13 protein-coding genes are annotated in these 17,067 nt (G+C 44.5%); 2 read left to right on the top strand and 11 right to left on the bottom strand.

Annotation, left to right across the window (positions count from 1 at the left end; translation table 11 throughout):
- Window positions 1-86: 86 nt before the first annotated feature.
- On the top strand, window positions 87-1,466 hold the full coding sequence (locus RSK81_RS07130) for a PLP-dependent aminotransferase family protein (RefSeq protein WP_002924415.1): 1,380 nt from the start codon (window positions 87-89) through the stop codon (window positions 1,464-1,466).
- Between the two features lie 127 nt (window positions 1,467-1,593).
- Here RSK81_RS07130 and RSK81_RS07135 read toward each other — a convergent pair whose 3' ends face one another.
- The 11 genes from RSK81_RS07135 to RSK81_RS07185 all read right to left on the bottom strand — a co-directional run bounded on the left by RSK81_RS07135 (window position 1,594) and on the right by RSK81_RS07185 (window position 16,249).
- Window positions 1,594-2,187 carry a hypothetical protein gene (locus RSK81_RS07135; RefSeq protein ID WP_002924409.1) on the bottom strand — a complete coding sequence of 198 codons (594 nt, stop codon included), beginning with the start codon at window positions 2,185-2,187 and terminating at the stop codon, window positions 1,594-1,596.
- A gap of 125 nt (window positions 2,188-2,312) precedes the next feature.
- A complete protein-coding gene (locus tag RSK81_RS07140) occupies window positions 2,313-2,843 on the bottom strand; it encodes a hypothetical protein (protein WP_002924406.1) in 531 nt (176 codons plus the stop codon).
- A gap of 154 nt (window positions 2,844-2,997) precedes the next feature.
- Window positions 2,998-6,540, bottom strand: coding sequence for a pneumococcal-type histidine triad protein (locus tag RSK81_RS07145; protein ID WP_315686315.1), 3,543 nt, complete (start codon window positions 6,538-6,540; stop codon window positions 2,998-3,000).
- A gap of 9 nt (window positions 6,541-6,549) precedes the next feature.
- The gene (locus tag RSK81_RS07150; RefSeq protein ID WP_004186615.1) at window positions 6,550-7,488 is read right to left on the bottom strand and encodes a metal ABC transporter solute-binding protein, Zn/Mn family; all 939 of its coding nucleotides are present in this window, start codon (window positions 7,486-7,488) and stop codon (window positions 6,550-6,552) included.
- Window positions 7,489-7,770: 282 nt separating this feature from the next.
- Window positions 7,771-10,950, bottom strand: coding sequence for a carbamoyl-phosphate synthase large subunit (gene carB, locus RSK81_RS07155; RefSeq protein ID WP_315686317.1), 3,180 nt, complete (start codon window positions 10,948-10,950; stop codon window positions 7,771-7,773).
- A 23-nt stretch (window positions 10,951-10,973) separates the two neighbouring features.
- The gene (locus RSK81_RS07160; RefSeq protein ID WP_268697602.1) at window positions 10,974-12,050 is read right to left on the bottom strand and encodes a carbamoyl phosphate synthase small subunit; all 1,077 of its coding nucleotides are present in this window, start codon (window positions 12,048-12,050) and stop codon (window positions 10,974-10,976) included.
- A gap of 114 nt (window positions 12,051-12,164) precedes the next feature.
- Window positions 12,165-13,082 carry an aspartate carbamoyltransferase catalytic subunit gene (locus RSK81_RS07165; RefSeq protein WP_268697601.1) on the bottom strand — a complete coding sequence of 306 codons (918 nt, stop codon included), beginning with the start codon at window positions 13,080-13,082 and terminating at the stop codon, window positions 12,165-12,167.
- A 107-nt stretch (window positions 13,083-13,189) separates the two neighbouring features.
- On the bottom strand, window positions 13,190-14,473 hold the full coding sequence (locus RSK81_RS07170) for a uracil-xanthine permease family protein (protein ID WP_125347999.1): 1,284 nt from the start codon (window positions 14,471-14,473) through the stop codon (window positions 13,190-13,192).
- Between the two features lie 8 nt (window positions 14,474-14,481).
- Complete coding sequence (gene pyrR / locus RSK81_RS07175) at window positions 14,482-15,000, bottom strand: bifunctional pyr operon transcriptional regulator/uracil phosphoribosyltransferase PyrR (protein WP_002904664.1); 519 nt, start codon at window positions 14,998-15,000, stop codon at window positions 14,482-14,484.
- A gap of 270 nt (window positions 15,001-15,270) precedes the next feature.
- Entirely contained in the window at window positions 15,271-15,903 is a 633-nt protein-coding gene (locus tag RSK81_RS07180; RefSeq protein WP_125338532.1) for a Pr6Pr family membrane protein, read from the bottom strand.
- 7 nt (window positions 15,904-15,910) lie between these two features.
- Window positions 15,911-16,249 carry a zinc ribbon domain-containing protein YjdM gene (locus RSK81_RS07185; RefSeq protein WP_060975972.1) on the bottom strand — a complete coding sequence of 113 codons (339 nt, stop codon included), beginning with the start codon at window positions 16,247-16,249 and terminating at the stop codon, window positions 15,911-15,913.
- A 275-nt stretch (window positions 16,250-16,524) separates the two neighbouring features.
- Between RSK81_RS07185 and RSK81_RS07190 the strand changes: the two genes are divergently transcribed.
- Window positions 16,525-17,049, top strand: a complete 525-nt coding sequence (locus RSK81_RS07190) for a hypothetical protein (protein ID WP_315686324.1) — start codon at window positions 16,525-16,527, stop codon at window positions 17,047-17,049.
- Window positions 17,050-17,067 lie beyond the last annotated feature (18 nt).

Below are 17,067 nucleotides of genomic sequence, written 5' to 3' on the forward strand. Positions count from 1 at the left end.
AGCATACAATCCATACAATTATTATAAAGGAAAACTCTTTAACGGGGACCGATAAGATTGTATGACAGACAATTTAAGGAGAGCCTATGTCTATTAATTCATTTGAAAATTACCCTATGACTTGGAAACCTGACAGAAATTTACTAAAAACGCCCCTATATTTTCATTTAGCCCAACTCTTAGAGCAAGACATTAGGGCGGGACGCTTGTCTTTTGGAACTCAGCTTCCACCGCAGCGAGAATTGGCAGATTTTTTAGATATTAATTTAAGCACTGTTACAAGAGCATTTAAAATTTGCATGCAAAAAGGGCTCATTCATGCTGTAATCGGCAAGGGGACTTTTGTCTCATCTCAGCCTCCTCTTCCTTTATCATCCTTTAAAAAGGATGAGACTTGTATCCGCCTCAGTGTCTTATGCTCCTATTATCAACTGAATCATATCGTATCTGATGTATCTAGAAAATTGATGCAGAGCCAATCAGTTGATCAATTATTTGAATTTGATGCCAGTCAAACGGAACAGGAGCAAAAGCAAAAATTGACTGCTCAAAACTGGCTACAAAAATTTCAAGTCCAAACTTCTGTCAACAATATCTTGCTGACCGATGGCACCCAGAACGCTTTAGTCATCGCATTTTTGACTCTCTTTAAAGCTGGCGATAAAATTGGAGTAGACACTTTTACCTATACAAATTTTATAGCTCTTGCTAATCAATTTCAGATTGAACTGGTACCTTTAAAAAGCGATAAAGAAGGAATACTCATTCAAGATTTAGTAAAAACACTCAAACAGCAGAAACTCAAGGCCCTTTATTTGGTTCCTACTTCTAATAATCCAACCACTGTTAGCCTGTCTTTGAAGCGCCGAAGACAGTTAGCAGAGCTTATTGTTAAAAATCATCTTTTGCTGATAGAAGATGATACTTATGCTTTTATAAATGCTAAAAACACACCACCTTTTGTTCAGCTCATTCCCCAGCATACAATCTATATCCACGGACTGTCCAAGTCTTTATTTGCTGGTCTGCGTGTGGCGTATATGGTTGTTCCTAGCCATTTGCAGCCTCAATTTACAAAAACTGCTGACACTCTTAATACTCATATCCCCTTGCTTGATGCTAATATCGTCAGCGAGCTAATTGTCAGCGGTAAAGCCGATGAGGTTATTGAAAGAAAAAAAGCCTTAGCTAAAGAACGCAATGCTTTGTACCGTCAGTATTTTCCAAACTCTGCTGCTGCCAATCCTTATGTTTTATTTCAATGGTTGCCTTTGCCTGAACACATAAATGGGTATGACTTTGAAGAATTGGCCAATAAAAACGGTGTGGAAATTTTATGCGCAGAACGCTTTCTGGTAGGAGGAGTAGAACAATCAGCTCTTCGTGTAGCCACCTGTTCACCAGATACGACAGAAGAGTTAGAACAAGGACTTAAGTTACTAAAAAAGCTGCTGCCTCTTGTCTAGTATCAGAACCCAAAAAATGCTTCCTAAGTTTTCTTTGATGATTTTATTCACTAAAATAAAAATGTGGTGTTAAGCGTGCTATCTTCACTTCATATTCCTCCCCCATCTACAATAATTTCTTTTCAATCTACTTGATAATACTCAACAAAATTTTCTTCTTACTTTTAGAGTTTTGAAGATTTTCAAAGATATTCTCATCTTGGGAAATTATTGTAAATAATTTACTTAATTTTTCATAATTTATATTTTCTGCATTGTTCATAATTTCTATTGTAGAATCAAGGAGCTCTCTCAACAAAGTATAGTCAATTTTCGAGATAAAACTAAAAACTTTGTTATTATCAACTTTGGAAAAATCAAATGTCAGATTAATTAATAAAATTAAGTCAGATAGCAATTGATTTTTTAATGATTCTGCCATACTATTTTCAAATTCAACCTTGGCTACCAATCTATAGTTGGTCAATGAGTACTTAATTTCAGAAAAATATGGAAGTTCCAGATACTTAGCTAACAAGGTTAGTAATTCTTCATAAGATCGTTGACTTGCAATTTTTATAACATGAAAATAGTACTCTTTTAACTCTTCTATTAATAGAGGATTTTCTAATAGAAATTGTTGAAATGTATTTATCAACAGTCTTTTTGCTCGAGGAATATTTATTTGTGGTAAATGAGTAGATACATGCTGTAAATTTTTAAATTTTCCAAATTTCATCATTTAATATTTCCTTTCTGGACTCTTCCTTTGGCTTGGAGGAAGAAAAGAATTGTTTTTTTAGATAAACAAAGCTACAAAAGCTACTAGTAAGACAGCTATCACTAAAATAAATAGTTTTCTTTTATTCATTTATTGACCTCTTCCTCTTGTCCGACCGACGAAGCCTCAGATTGAGTATCTCCTTGACTGTCGCTGGTGCTCGCTGAACTATCCGATTTTGGAAAATCCAAACTATACTCAGTTTCTGTACTAATCGCCGGAAGATCAACATCTATTATCTCCTGATTTTGAACAGGATGATAAGAAGCGAAAAAGGCCCAAGCCATATAAACAAAAATGGCTGGATATACAATCAGATGTTTTCCCCAAAAATTCCCAGAAGCTTCAGTACCTCTTGTAGACATTCCTTTCAATTCTGGATACTGATTCTCGTATTGTTTCTTTTTTGTCCAATACGGCCTTGATATAAAAATACCTGCAAACACAACTAAGCCAATTGAAATATTTTCAAAGATTAGATTCCTAGATCCTGAATGAATTAAAATAAAGGATAGAATAGCTCCTGTAACGGCCGTTAGCAAGAATATAAGGCGGCTATAAATAGCTTCTTTTTTTACTCTAAGATATTCTTTGATGGGTAGTTCTTTTTCTGTCATGACGACAATCCTTTCATCTATCAGTCTCTGTTTATTTTAACACAATATCAATCAAATAAGTATAGGCTTGTGTAAATCAAAAACGAATGACGGTCTTAGACTTGGCTTGGTCTTCATCATTCGTTTTATTCTTGTTTTGCATCAAAATGTAAGCTTAGTTAATCTGAACAGTTTTCAGCTGTCCGTCAGTTCCTGTAAAGCTGACGCTTCTGGTTGCTGGATTATAGTTGAAAGTCTCTGGGCTGACACCGTAGAGCTGAGAAAGTTCCTGCAATTTCTGGTTGAATGCTTCCTCTGTCATGCCAAAACTCGCTGCTAAGCTTGATTGACCAGTTGGATTTGCAGCTATCGAAGCTTCTGCAGGTTTGTCAGATTGGTTTTGAGCTGCTTCTCCAGTGGCAGATTCGGAAGGTAGATTGCCAGTTTGGCCAGTTTCTGGAGCACTGCTGCTGGATGGCTGACCAGAAGCAGGTTGTTCAGCTGATGCTTTCAGGAAGCCTTTTTGCACCGCATAGGCATCCGCTGCTTGACGCTCAGCTTCTGACAAGTCTTTCTTGTAAATATAGTGCTCGTGATCCAGATGGGCTAGCCGATAGCCTTGCTCATCCGCTCCGACCATATCCTGCAGATTAAAGTGGTAGCCATCATCGTCCCTATGCTGAGAATCAGACTCGTTTGCCCCCTCAGGATGGACGAGTGACTGCTGGAAGGCCAGGATTTCCTTAAGCAGCTCTTTCTTGTCTGTAGCTCTCTGTCCGAGCTTATCAAAAAGCTGCTCCAGCTGCTGGTATTGCTGCTCACTTCCTTGATTCTTTTCCAAATACTGATGAATAGACATGAGCAGATTATAAAGCTGTTGATAAACTTCCTGATTTTCCGTATTAGCTGGCTCTTCCTTTTGTCCGGCAATGGTCCGGCTCATCTGATCCAAAAGCTTCTGACTGGCTGCCAGCAGAGCTTGCTTATCTGAGCTGCTGCTCTTTAACTTCTTGCCTAATTCCAAGATTCTAGCTGCATAGTCTGCTCGGCTGTTTTGGTCCTTTACTTCTCCAAGCAGTTCCTGCGCTTTTCCAAGAAAGACAAGGGCTTGAGCGCTCTTCTCGCTATCATCCGAAATGCCAAAATCATCATAAATCCCCTTCAAAAATTCATAAATCATGGCCTTATAGGTTGGCTGATCGGGCTCTCCCTGATCCAGCTCTGTCTTTTCAGAGGACGGAGAAGGCTGACCGCTAGCAAGGGCTGCTGTAATCTCTTTCTTAGTCTGATAGAGGGCAGGGAAAAGCTGCTGAAGATTGGTCGCTTCTATAAAGGCTTGAGACTTATAGAGAGTCAAGGTCAGCCCAGCTGCTTTTCTGCGCAGCTCAGGGCTCAAACGTCCATCCTCTAATGCTTGGTAGAAATAGCGAATATAATCAACCGCTGTGACGCCTGTCCGATCATGATAATCTTCTAAAGCTGATAGTAATTGTCCTAGCTCTGCCATTTCAGCTTGATTCTGGCCAGCATAAGCATTTTGCAGACGCTGCAGCAAGTCAGCTTTCTTCAGCCCATAGCTATCCGTATCAAGCCGGTTCATTCTCTCCAAAAGTCCTTGATAGGTCTTGTCCAGCTCGGTCTCTTGGATTGGCTTGACCGTCTGATCCACATGGATAAACTGCTTATCAAAGTTATCCAGACTGCTCAGGTAGCCAGCAGTTGAGTTGCTAGGCAGCTTCTTCATGGTTTCCACGAACTGCCCCAAAGCAAGCTCAATCCGCCGCTGCATAAGAGGATCATCGGCATAGAGACGCTGACTGTCCGCTTTTAGGCTTTCTACTTTTTGCAAAATAACGGCCTCATCATAATCGCCCTGCTCATACTTAGATTGAATCTGAGGCAGACGATTTTTCAAGGCTTCTGCTGCGCCCTTGGACTGGATCTTGATATAGTGATTGTGGTCGCCATGAGGAATGACAAACTGACCATCTTCCACCTGCAGACTGTAAGGTGAAAGACCTGAGCGTAAGGCTGTTGTGTAGAGCTCATTCATGAAGTCCAGTTCTGCATTGCCTGTTACCAGTGGAATGCGAACATGCTCCTTGCGGACAGCATAGGGGTGGATATGAGTCGGATCATAGGCCTGGTCTGGGTTATTAAAGACAAAGAAACCATTTGAGATGCGAACCGCCTCCTTGGGAACGCCATAGGTTTGGGAGATATAAGCAATCTTTTCCTCATCACTGGCATCGCGTGAATAACGTTCAGCGTCATTGACTACTGCTGAAGGTTTTGCTGGCTGCTTGGCCAAGACTTGCTCCGCTGCTTGAATCTGTTCAGCAGTCAAGTCTTTCTTGTAAAAGTAATGAGCATGATCTCCATGCGATACCATGTAGCCTTGGTCGTCCTTGCCAATGACAGCCTCCGCACGAAAACCATAGTCGTGATCAGGCTGTGATGGTAGCTGAGGCTTCAAAGCTTGCAGTGGATCGCCCAGCGGCTCGTAAGTATAGCCAATAGGAATCAAGCGGGCAATCTTCGCTTCCAAGTCTGACAGCTTGTCATAAGGAATGAAATGATGGTGGTCTCCGTGGGGGATAACGACCCCATTTTCTGTCCGCCGGCTGATTTTCAGCGGGTCAAACACCACGCCGTCCCCTTCATGATAGCGCTGAGACTGAGGCAGGGCATAGAGTTGCTGCAGCAGACTTGGCAAGGATGGCTGAGATGGTTGAGACGACTGAGACGAATTGGACGGATTCGGCTGAGTGATCGCTAAGCCAGGACTTGGCTGCTCAATCTTTGAATGATTTGGCAGCTGTGGAGTCGGATTTGAGACTGGCCCACCCTGATTGATAGCACTATTTTGATTCCATGTGTTAGAAGATACTATCGGCCTACCGTAGTTAGGCTGATTCACCCTTTCGCCGGTATGCCTGCTATTCCAGTAGCTCTGAGCCGCAGCCAATTCTGCTGGCGATAGGTCGCTCTTAGGAATATAGTGAAAATGCCCGCCATGCGGCACGATAAAAGCATCGCCAGTATCCTCAATGACGTCAGAGGGACTGAAAGTATAACCATCATCCGTCCTATATCCCCCTTGGCCTTGGTAAGAAACTCCTGCAAGGTCTGCTGCCGTCTTTCCCGCAGTTAGGGACTTGCTGGGCTGGCTGAAATCGCGAGTCCTGCTTGATTTTGCAGTGGAAGATTTGCCACTATCGCCTTCTTCCTTGGTCTTATGCAGCTTCTTCTGCCGAGCAATCTCATCCACCGAGCGGACATTACTGGTATGCTTGGCATCCTTGAGGTAGAGATAATACTTCCCCTCCACCTTGATGATATAACCATCCTTGACCTCATTGACAATATCCGCTTCCTGCAGCGTGTAGTTAGGATCTCGGATAATCAGCTCTTCGCTGATAATGGCATCAAAAGGCACCTTCCCGTCAAAGTAATGATAATGGTCTCCATGGGAAGTGACATAGCCCTGATCTGTGATTTTCACGACAATTTGCTCTGCTTCAATACCTTCCTCATCATTGATTTGGTCAGATGTCAAATTTTTATCCGTCTTGTCACCCGAAGTCTTGTCCTCAATATAGGCTACTTTATTATCTTTGGTCTGAGTTCGAGGCTGAGCTTGCCATTGGATAAGCCCGTAAGTTCCGAGGCCGAGAGCTAATACAGCAGCTGAAGCAAGGAAATATTTCTTTTTCATGGTTGTCTTTTATCCTTTCAAATCTTTAGCTAAAACAGCTAGATTCTTTTCTAAATTTTCTAAATAAGATAGTTGGTTGGCTGGGTCTGCTTCCAGAGGATTCAGCTCCTTGATTTGTACACCGGTCGCCTTGACCAAGGTTTGAGCCACTTTGGAAGAAGCATTGCTTTCCACAAAAATGGTCTGCATCTTGTGCTCCTTGACAAAGTCTTCTATCTCTGTCAGCTGACGCGGACTAGGCTCCTGCTCCGGTGAAATACCAGCAATGCCTAGCTGGATCAGCCCGAAACGCTTGGCTAGATAAGAAAAGGCTGTATGCTGGGTGACAAAGGTCTTGTTGGGCGCTTTATCAAAAATCTTCTGATAGCGTTCTGTCAGCTCCTTGACCTCTTCTTGAAATTTTCGGGCATTGGCCTGATAAGTATCCCGATGGTAGCTATCCAGCTCTGAGAGCCTGTCGGCGATAATCTGGGCTTCCTCCGCAGCCTTCTGAGGATCCAACCAGGTATGGGGGTCATAGAGCGTCTTCTCATCCACTCCCTCTCCCGCTTGGACATCTTCCAAGCCAGCGACTCGATCCAGCTCCATTCCCTGAGAAGCCTCAAGGACTTGAACCTTAGAATTCTTGAGGCTAGGATTTAGCTCGCCAGCCCAGGACTCCAAAGTCCGTGAGTGATAGACAAAGACATCTGCATCATAGATGGCTGCCACATCATTGGCCGAAGGTTCAAAATCATGAATGCCGCTACTAGATTGAATCATGCGCACATCATTCAGATCGCCCGATATAGCTTTAACCATGGAGTAGATAGGATAAAAGCTGGTTACAATCCTCAATCCTTGCGACTGACTGGATGGACTGGATTCCTTTTGAGACTGACAAGCCCATAGACACAATGTCATAGCCAGCAGGCTAAGGCAGGCTAAGAATTTTAAAGCTCGTTTCACAATATCTCCTTAACTTATTATTAACCAGTTTATTAACTGGTTAATATCATACACTTTGTCAACTTCTTTGTCAAGTTGTTTTAAGAAAATAAAGAAAAAGGAAGTAGGATTCTTTCCCACTTCCTCTTTGCTTTTAATTTAATATATTTGAAAGGTTATTTATTATGACTATTCAAGGATAGAATAAGCTTGGACAGATTCTTTTCTCAATGTTTGCTGTATGAGATTACTTTTCAGACTTTCAGACTGTCAAATGACAATCTGGAACTGAAAACTCCAGCTCTAAATCGCTTCTGTAGTGAAACTGCGGCTTTCCAGCACTTTCAGCATGGCATCAGCTGTGTCCAAGGCTGTGAAGAGGGGCACTCCATGCTCAATGGCTGAGCTACGGATAATTTGACCATGCTTGTCAGCTGTCCGCTTGGTTCCGACCGTGTTGATAATAGCCTGAACCTTGCCCTTGCGGATATAGGCTGGGATATCCTTGTTATCATCACTGCCGATTTTTTCCACCAGACGGACGTGTAGACCATGATTTTCAAAATAAGAGGCTGTTCCCTTTGTTGCCCAGATACCATAGCCAATATTGGCAAAACGCTGAGCAAGCTGCAGGGCTTCTTCCTTGCTATCATCTGCAATAGTAAAGACGACATTACCAAAGTTTGGCAGATGGAGATAGGAAGCCTCAAAAGCCTTGTAGAGTGCTTTTTCGAGCGTTCGGTCACTACCCATGACTTCTCCGGTAGACTTCATCTCTGGTCCCAAGAGACTGTCAACCTTCGCTAGCTTGGTAAAGGAGAAGACTGGCGCCTTGATATGAACCATGGAACTTTCTGGATGGAGGCCATCTTCATAGCCCAGATCTACCAGACTTTCTCCAAGGATCAAACGAGTCGCTACTTGCGCCATCGGAATATCGGTTACCTTGGACAAGAAAGGAACAGTCCGGCTGGCCCGCGGATTGACCTCAATGACATAGACCTGCTCATCCTTGATGACGAACTGAATATTCATCATACCAATACAGTTGAGTCCCAGAGCCAGACGCTTGGTATAGTCTGCAATAGTATCCTTGACTTTCTGCGATAGAGTTTGTGGCGGATAGGCTGCCATGGAATCCCCTGAGTGAACCCCTGCCCGCTCGATATGCTCCATAATCCCAGGAATCAAGACCTGGCGACCATCAGAAATGGCATCCACTTCACACTCATCACCAACAATATAAGAATCAACCAAAACCGGATGATCTGGACTGGCCTTAACCGCTGTCCGCATATAAGAGCGTAGATCCGCTTCGTTTTCTACGATTTCCATAGCACGGCCACCCAAGACATAGGAAGGTCGCACTAGAACAGGGAAGCCAATCTTACGAGCAGCCTCTACTGCTTCCTCCTCATTAGTGGCCGTCTGACCCGGTGGCTGCGGAATATCCAGCTCCTTCAGCGCTTGCTCAAAGAGATCCCGATCCTCAGCTCTATCCAAGTCCGCTACTTGGGTGCCTAAAATCTTCACACCAGCCTTGGACAAAGCCTCTGCCAGATTAATGGCTGTCTGCCCGCCAAACTGAACGATAACCCCTTTAGGCTGCTCCAACTCAATGACATTCATGACATCTTCAAAGGTCAGCGGCTCAAAGTAGAGCTTGTCAGAGACAGAAAAGTCAGTTGATACAGTCTCTGGATTACTGTTCATGATAATCGCTTCATAACCAGCTGCCTGAATAGCCTTTACAGAATGAACAGTCGCATAGTCAAATTCGACCCCTTGCCCGATTCGGATAGGACCTGAGCCCAGCACTAGAACAGATTCCTTACTGGATTTGACAGATTCGTTTTCAAAGCCATAGGTGGAGTAGAAATAAGGCGTCGCAGACTCGAACTCAGCAGCACAGGTATCCACCATCTTGTAAACCGGCACAATCTTCTGCTCCTGCCGGATGCGACACACCTGCTCAGCTGTCATGTCCCACAAGGCAGCAATCTTAGTATCCGCAAAGCCATTTTGTTTGGCTTTCTTGAGCACATAGCTATCTCCTATATGACTGGCCAGTTCCTGCTCGATTTCGTAAATATGGAGCAGCTTATCCAGGAAAAAGACATCAATCTTGGTCAGCTCCGCAATTTCATCCGGACTGTAACCACGGCGAATAGCTTCTGAAATATAGAAAAGCCGGTCATCTTGCGCCTTGACAATCTTCCTCATCAGCTCATCATCGCTTACTTGACTGAGAGCAGGCAGCTCATTGTGGTCCGCACCAACTTCCAGAGAGCGGCAAGCCTTGAGCAGACTCTCCTCAATATTGCGGCCGATAGCCATGACTTCGCCTGTCGCCTTCATCTGGGTTCCTAGACGGCGCTCACCCTGCTCAAATTTATCAAATGGAAAACGCGGAATTTTAGCAACTACGTAGTCCAGAGCTGGCTCAAACATAGCATAAGTAGAGCCTGTCACTGGATTGATGATTTCATCTAATGTAAGCCCGACTGCGATTTTCGCCGCCAGCTTGGCAATCGGATAGCCAGTCGCCTTAGAGGCAAGGGCTGACGAGCGGGAAACCCGTGGATTGACCTCAATGACATAGTACTTAAAGCTATGCGGGTCCAGAGCCAGCTGCACATTACAGCCGCCCTCAATCTTCAGCGCTCGAATAATCTTAAGACTGGCGTCCCGCAGCATCTGGTATTCATAGTCTGAGATGGTCTGACTAGGTGCAAAAACGATAGAATCACCTGTGTGGATGCCGACTGGGTCAAAGTTTTCCATGTTACATACGACCAGCGCATTGTCAGCACCATCCCGCATGACTTCGTATTCGATTTCCTTAAAGCCTGCTATGGAGCGCTCGATCAGACACTGGGTAACCGGAGAGAGTTTGAGGCCGTTTTCTGCAATTTCCTGCAGTTCTTCTTCATTGCTACAGATACCGCCGCCAGTTCCTCCCAGTGTAAATGCCGGGCGGACAATGACTGGATAGCCGATACCATCCGCAAATTCCAGCGCTTCATCAACTGTATTGACAATTTCTGACTCAGGGATGGGCTGGCCTAACTCTTCCATCAGCTGCTTGAAAAGGTCTCGATCTTCTGCTTGGTCAATGGCTGATAACTTAGTTCCCAATAGTTCCACTCCCAGCTCTTCTAAAAGCCCTGACTTGGATAATTCCATGGCCATGTTGAGTCCGGTCTGGCCGCCCAAAGTAGGCAGCAAAGCATCCGGCCGTTCCTTACGCAAAATGCGTGCAACAAACTCCAGCGTGATAGGCTCGATATAAACTCGGTCCGCAATTTCCTTGTCCGTCATGATGGTCGCCGGGTTGGAATTAACCAAGACAACACTGTAGCCCTCTTCTTTCAAGGACAGGCAAGCTTGAGTCCCTGCATAGTCAAACTCCGCAGCCTGACCAATAACAATCGGACCAGAACCGATGACCATAATTTTCTGAATATCTTTACGTTTTGGCATAGTGCACCTCTCAATCTTGCTTCCTAGTAAGCCTGATGGGCATCCATCATTTCCATAAACTCATCAAAGAGATAGTCTGCATCATGCGGTCCCGGCGCAGCATCTGGGTGGAACTGCACAGAAAAGGCAGGATAATCCCGATGGCGCACACCTTCGACAGACTTATCATTGATTTCTTCATGGGTCACAATCAGGCATTCTGGCAAATCCTCACGACTGACTGCATAGCCGTGATTTTGACTGGTAAAGTCAACTCGTCCTGTCGCAATCTCACGCACCGCATGGTTGAAGCCACGGTGACCGAACTTCATCTTATGCGTCTTGGCACCGTTAGCCATGGAGAAGAGCTGATGTCCCATACAGATCCCAAAAATTGGAATCTTGCCCTGAACACCACGAATCATGTCCAGAGCCTCCGGCACATCTTCCGGATTTCCCGGTCCATTTGACAGCATAACCCCGTCAGGATTGAGCTGGAGAATTTCCTCAGCTCTGGTATCATAAGGCACCACTGTCACGCTGCAGTTTCGTTTGGCCAACTCCCGCAGGATAGAATGTTTGAGACCAAAGTCAACCAATACCACACTACGACCCGTTCCCGGAGCTGGATAGGACTGCTTGGTAGACACCTGCTTGATGTTATCAGTCGGCAGAACTGTAGCCTGAAGCTGGTCTTGCAGATGCTCAATACTATCATCCGCATTGGCAATGGTCGCCCGCATGGTTCCATACTGGCGGATAATCTTGGTTAGTGCCCTTGTATCAATTCCCGAAATTCCTGGTATCTTCTTGATTTTGAGGAACTCATCCAAAGACAATTGCTGGCGCCAATTGCTGGCACGACGTGCATACTCATAAACCACCACTCCCTTGCAGGTCGGCAGAATGGATTCATAGTCGTCCCGATTGACACCATAATTTCCAACCAAGGGATAGGTAAAGGTCAAAATCTGGCCGTTATAAGACTGGTCCGTAATTGATTCCTGATAGCCTGTCATGCCTGTGTTAAAGACGATTTCGCCTGTCACGAAAAGATCCGCCCCAAAAGCTTCCCCTTCGAAAATCATGCCGTTTTCTAATATTAAAAGTCTCTTTGCCATTGTTCCCTCCTGTCCAAGATGCAGACCGCCCACGACCATCCACATAAGATATATAATAATAGGGAGTGGGATTGCTTCACATAGCTTCACCCACTCCCGGCCTACTGTCCGAGATTATTGACGACCTTTCAGAACTGCTTCGATAATAGCCATTCTGACAAAGACGCCGTTAGTCATTTGTTCAACGATACGCGATTTTGGTGCTTCGACCAGATGATCCGCAATTTCTACATCACGGTTAACTGGAGCCGGATGCATCAGAATTGCTGTTTCTTTCATACGGTCATAGCGCTCTTGAGTCAGACCATGCAGTCTGTGATAATTTTCTTTAGAAAAGATGGACTCGTAGTCATGGCGCTCATGCTGCACGCGCAGGAACATCATGACATCCACTTCTTCAATCACCTCATCAATGGTGACAAACTTACCATAGTCCGCAAACTCTTGGCTTCGCCATTCTTCCGGACCTGCAAAGTAGAGCTCTGCCCCCAAGCGCTTGAGAATCTGCATGTTTGACTTGGCCACGCGCGAATGGTCCAAGTCACCAGCAATCGCAACCTTGAGTCCTTCAAAGCGACCAAACTCTTGATAAATGGTCATCAAATCCAGCAAGCTCTGGCTAGGATGCTGACCAGAACCGTCTCCTCCATTTACAATAGAAGTCGTAATGGTTGGGCTTTCCACTAGATCTTTGTAATAGTCCACTTCCGGGTGGCGAATGACACAAACATCAACGCCAAGGGCAGACATTGTCAGTATAGTGTCATACAAGGTTTCTCCTTTATTGACCGAGCTGGTCTTGACATCAAAGTCCAGAAGATCGCAGCCTAACTTCAACTCCGCTACCTCAAAGGCCTTGTGAGTCCGCGTCGAAGGCTCAAAGAAGAGGTTAGACACAATATGTTGCTCATCATAATGGACTTTAGCGCCATTTTTAAATTCGATTCCGCGTTTAATCAAGGCCATAACTTCTTCATTTGACAGAGTTTCCATAGAAACAAGGTTCTTAAGAGCGATTTGATTGGATGACATGATGTAATTCTCCTTTATGAAAGAATGAGAGCTTCCAGAGTGCTGCAAGTAAAGTCGCTCTGAGAGCAAGCTATTTTTGAACGAAAGTTAATGATTTAGCGCCTAGCTCAATCCTTGGGCTCAGGCAGGACAAGATAGAGGACAATTCCCAGAATAGTTGACAAAGCAACTCCTGAGATTTGCAGACCAGACAGCTGCAAGGTCAGACCGCCGATACCAGATACCAAGATGACACTGGCAATCAAGAGGTTCTTTTTATTGTCAAAGTTGGTCTGTGCTTCGATCAGAATCTTGAGACCGCTCGAAGCAATTACCCCAAAGAGAGCGATGGAAATACCACCCAGCACAGGACTCGGGATGGATTGGAGCAGGGCTGAGACCTTGCCCACAAAGCTCATGACAATAGCCAGCACTGCTGCGCCAGCAATGACATAGACGCTGTAGATTTTATTGAGCGCCATAACTCCGATATTCTCTCCGTAGCTAGTCACCGGCGGTGCTCCGAAAAGCCCCGCAATAATCTGAGCCAGACCATCTCCGGTCAAGGTCTTGTCCAGTCCTGGATCCTTGAAGAAATCCTTACCTGTCAAGCTATTTAGTACCATAACATGGCCGAAATGCTCTGTCATGGTTACAAAGGCGATAGGCGCCATGGTTAAAATCGCACTAGGATAAAATTTCACATCGTAGTCCAAGAAAGGCAGACTCATGGGCGGAAGGTGGAACCAAGAAGCTTCTCCTACCTTGGCAAAAGAAACGATTTCCTGCCCAGTCACGATTCCTAGAATCAAGCTAAAGATGTAGCCGACTATCAGGCCTAGCAAGACTGGGATGATTCCCACAATCTTCTTACCATAGATATTAAAGAGAATGACTGCCAAGAGAGTGACCATACCAATAATGAAATAGGTCAAATCATAAACCTTTTCGCCATTTGCTACAGTCTTATTCATCACATCGCTAACAGCTGTTCCAGCCAAGCTCAGACCAATGACCATGATGATAGGCCCAACCACTACTGGCGGTAACACCTTGTCAATCCAAGCATTGCCGGCAAACTTGACAATCAATGCCACGATAAAGTAGACCAAACCACCGGTGATGGCTCCCTGTGCAACCGCTCCGATACCATCTGTCTTCATCAGCATCTGCATGGCTGCGATATATGCAAAGCTAGAGCCCATGTAAGCCGGAATCTTGTACTTAGTAACAGTCAGATGGGCCAGTGTTCCCAGACCGCTGGAAAAGAGGGCTACCGCTGGGTCAATTCCCACCAGAATTGGCACCAAGACTGTCGCCCCAAACATGGCGAACAAGTGCTGAAAGGATAGTCCTAAAAGCAGACCTGGCTTTGGCATATCATGCACATCATACTTAACATCTTGACTCATTTAGCTAATTACTCCCCCATAATCAACACGCGATCTTGACCGTCAGTTTCGGTCATCTCAACGATAATCTCCTCAGTTTGGCTAGTCGGAATGTTCTTGCCGACATAGTCTGCCCGTATCGGCAGCTCACGGTGGCCACGGTCAACCAAGACAGCCAGACCAACCCGAGAAGGCCGTCCATGACTGACCAGATTGTCAATAGCCGCTCGAATGGTTCGTCCCGTGTAAAGAACATCATCGATCAGGATTACTTGACGGTCGGTAATATCCACTGGAATTACTGTCGTATCTTCCTCAACCTTTATATCATCTCGAAAAGGCTTGGTATCTACCTCTGCGACTGGAATATCGATATTCTCCAACTGAGCCAACCGCTTCTGAATCCGGTGAGCCAAGTGAACCCCACGGGTCTTAATCCCAGCCAAGACCACTTGATTTAAGTCCTTGTTGCGCTCGATGATTTCATAGGTAATCCGCGTAATCGCGCGATTCATAGTGATGTCATCGACAACTTCTTTTGTTTTCATTCTTTCCTCCTCAAACAATAGAAAAAGTCTCCTTATTACAAGGAGACTTCAGAAAAATCTAGTCAGGCAAGCTAAAACAAGACGCACTTGCTTACACTTCACCCATCTTTTTACTTGCTCCTTGTCTATCTCTCTGGATAGAATTAAAGGATTATTTAATTTTTTATACTATATCACAAATTCAAAACTATTTCAAGAAAAAAATGTATTTTTTCTGCTTGACTGGATAAGGGTTAGTGAAATCTGTTTTTCATCTACAAGTACCTGTCTCTAGGAAGTCTTCTTCTTTGAGAAAGAGATAGCTTTTATCCCGTAGAAGACAAAACCAAATACCAGATAGGCTGCAAAAATAATCAGACACATCTGGATGACATAAGGCCAACCTTTCTTAAAGACATTGAGGAAAAAGTAAGGAAATGGATTGTCCTTGGATCTTGGAATGTTTATTTTCAGGAAAAAGCCATTAAAGAGAGCAAAGGCCATGTAGACCAAAGGCACACTCGTCCAAGAAATCGGATCAAACCAGCGGTACTGGCGCGATTTGTCAAAGATTACTGTATCCAGAAGAAAAGCCAAGGGGACTATATAATGACACAAAAAATTCTCTAGACGGTAAAAATCTGTCGCAATTGGGGATAGCAAGAGGTGGTAAACGACGCAAGTAATCATGATGGACATGGTTACCCCGCCCTTGATTCGCAAGATTTTCGGCGCCTTCCAAGCATCGCCAGGTCTCATCATCAGATAGACCAGATAGCCCGTAAAGAGCAGGACCAAGAGATTGGACAGAACCGTATAGTACATGAGCATGCCCACGCCATACTTAGTGATTTCCAGATACACACCCAAAAAGGCCAGGATAAAAAGAATAATTCGATAAATTAAGATAAAACGACGATTCATAGAGACCTCAAATTTTCTTAACAAACTCTGACTTGAGCTTCATCGCACCGAAGCCGTCAATCTTACAGTCAATATTATGGTCGCCTTCCACGATGCGGATATTTTTCACGCGCGTTCCCTGTTTGAGATCCTTGGGTGCTCCTTTGACTTTCAGATCCTTAATCAAGGTAACTGTGTCGCCGTCAGCCAGCTTATTGCCATTAGCATCAATTGCAACTGGTCCTTCTTCTGTTTCTTGGACCTCAGCTGGATTCCACTCATAGGCGCACTCAGGGCAGACCAAGAGCGTTCCATCTTCGTAGACATACTCTGAATTACATTTGGTGCAGTTTGGTAAGTTGTTCATTTTCTTCTCCATTTCTAGTCAAGGCTGCTAAATTTCCATACCAGCCTTCTATATATGATTAAGCTCTTCTTTCATTTTTCAAGTCCAGTAGAACACTAATCAATGTGAAGGTCAACTAAATTCTAAAAATCTAGTTTACTCCTATTTCCACACCATTCTAGTATAAGCTATTTTAAGCATTTTGACAAATCTCTTTTTGGCTTTCCTACAGGTCTTGACCTTTCTGCAAAAACAGTGTACTATACTAGTGTATATACAGATAAAAAGGAGTCACTATGAAACCAAGATCTAAAAATCAGTTTATGACACTAACCGCTTTTTTGACTGCACTAGCCATTGTTATCCCGCTGGTTATGCCGATTAAAATTGTCATACCGCCCGCTTCCTTCACCTTAGCCAGCCATGTCGCTATTTTTTTGGCTATGTTTATTTCCCCTCTCTTGACGGTGATTGTCGTGATTGGTTCTGCTATTGGGTTTGGAATGTCCGGACTTCCTTTTATCATCACGCTCAGAGCCCTGTCCCACTTGCTCTTTGCTAGCATCGGCGCTCTTTATCTGCAAAAGCACCCGGACACACTGGATAGCCAGAAGAAGACTTGGATATTTAATTTCCTACTGGCCTTGATTCATGCCTTTGGTGAAGTGGTCGTCTGCATCCTCTTTTACACGACTTCTGCCTATCCTGCTAATGCTTTCTATATCTTATTTGGTCTGGTTGGACTTGGTACGGTCATCCATAGCATGGTCGACTTTGTCATTGCTAAGTTCATCTATCAAGCGCTGAAAAAGATTCGCTAGAGCTTGAAGATTCCTGAC

Source organism: Streptococcus sp. DTU_2020_1000888_1_SI_GRL_NUU_041A, assembly GCF_032387735.1.
Lineage (GTDB): Bacteria > Bacillota > Bacilli > Lactobacillales > Streptococcaceae > Streptococcus > Streptococcus sanguinis.

Coding starts and splice junctions, on each gene's coding strand:
- RSK81_RS07190 (WP_315686324.1), top strand. CDS start 16,525: ATGAAACCAAGATCTAAAAATCAGTTTATGACACTAACCGCTTTTTTG.
- RSK81_RS07180 (WP_125338532.1), bottom strand. CDS start 15,903: ATGAATCGTCGTTTTATCTTAATTTATCGAATTATTCTTTTTATCCTG.
- RSK81_RS07170 (WP_125347999.1), bottom strand. CDS start 14,473: ATGAGTCAAGATGTTAAGTATGATGTGCATGATATGCCAAAGCCAGGT.
- pyrR (WP_002904664.1), bottom strand. CDS start 15,000: ATGAAAACAAAAGAAGTTGTCGATGACATCACTATGAATCGCGCGATT.
- RSK81_RS07135 (WP_002924409.1), bottom strand. CDS start 2,187: ATGATGAAATTTGGAAAATTTAAAAATTTACAGCATGTATCTACTCAT.
- RSK81_RS07130 (WP_002924415.1), top strand. CDS start 87: ATGTCTATTAATTCATTTGAAAATTACCCTATGACTTGGAAACCTGAC.
- RSK81_RS07145 (WP_315686315.1), bottom strand. CDS start 6,540: ATGAAAAAGAAATATTTCCTTGCTTCAGCTGCTGTATTAGCTCTCGGC.
- RSK81_RS07140 (WP_002924406.1), bottom strand. CDS start 2,843: ATGACAGAAAAAGAACTACCCATCAAAGAATATCTTAGAGTAAAAAAA.
- carB (WP_315686317.1), bottom strand. CDS start 10,950: ATGCCAAAACGTAAAGATATTCAGAAAATTATGGTCATCGGTTCTGGT.
- RSK81_RS07185 (WP_060975972.1), bottom strand. CDS start 16,249: ATGAACAACTTACCAAACTGCACCAAATGTAATTCAGAGTATGTCTAC.
- RSK81_RS07160 (WP_268697602.1), bottom strand. CDS start 12,050: ATGGCAAAGAGACTTTTAATATTAGAAAACGGCATGATTTTCGAAGGG.
- RSK81_RS07165 (WP_268697601.1), bottom strand. CDS start 13,082: ATGTCATCCAATCAAATCGCTCTTAAGAACCTTGTTTCTATGGAAACT.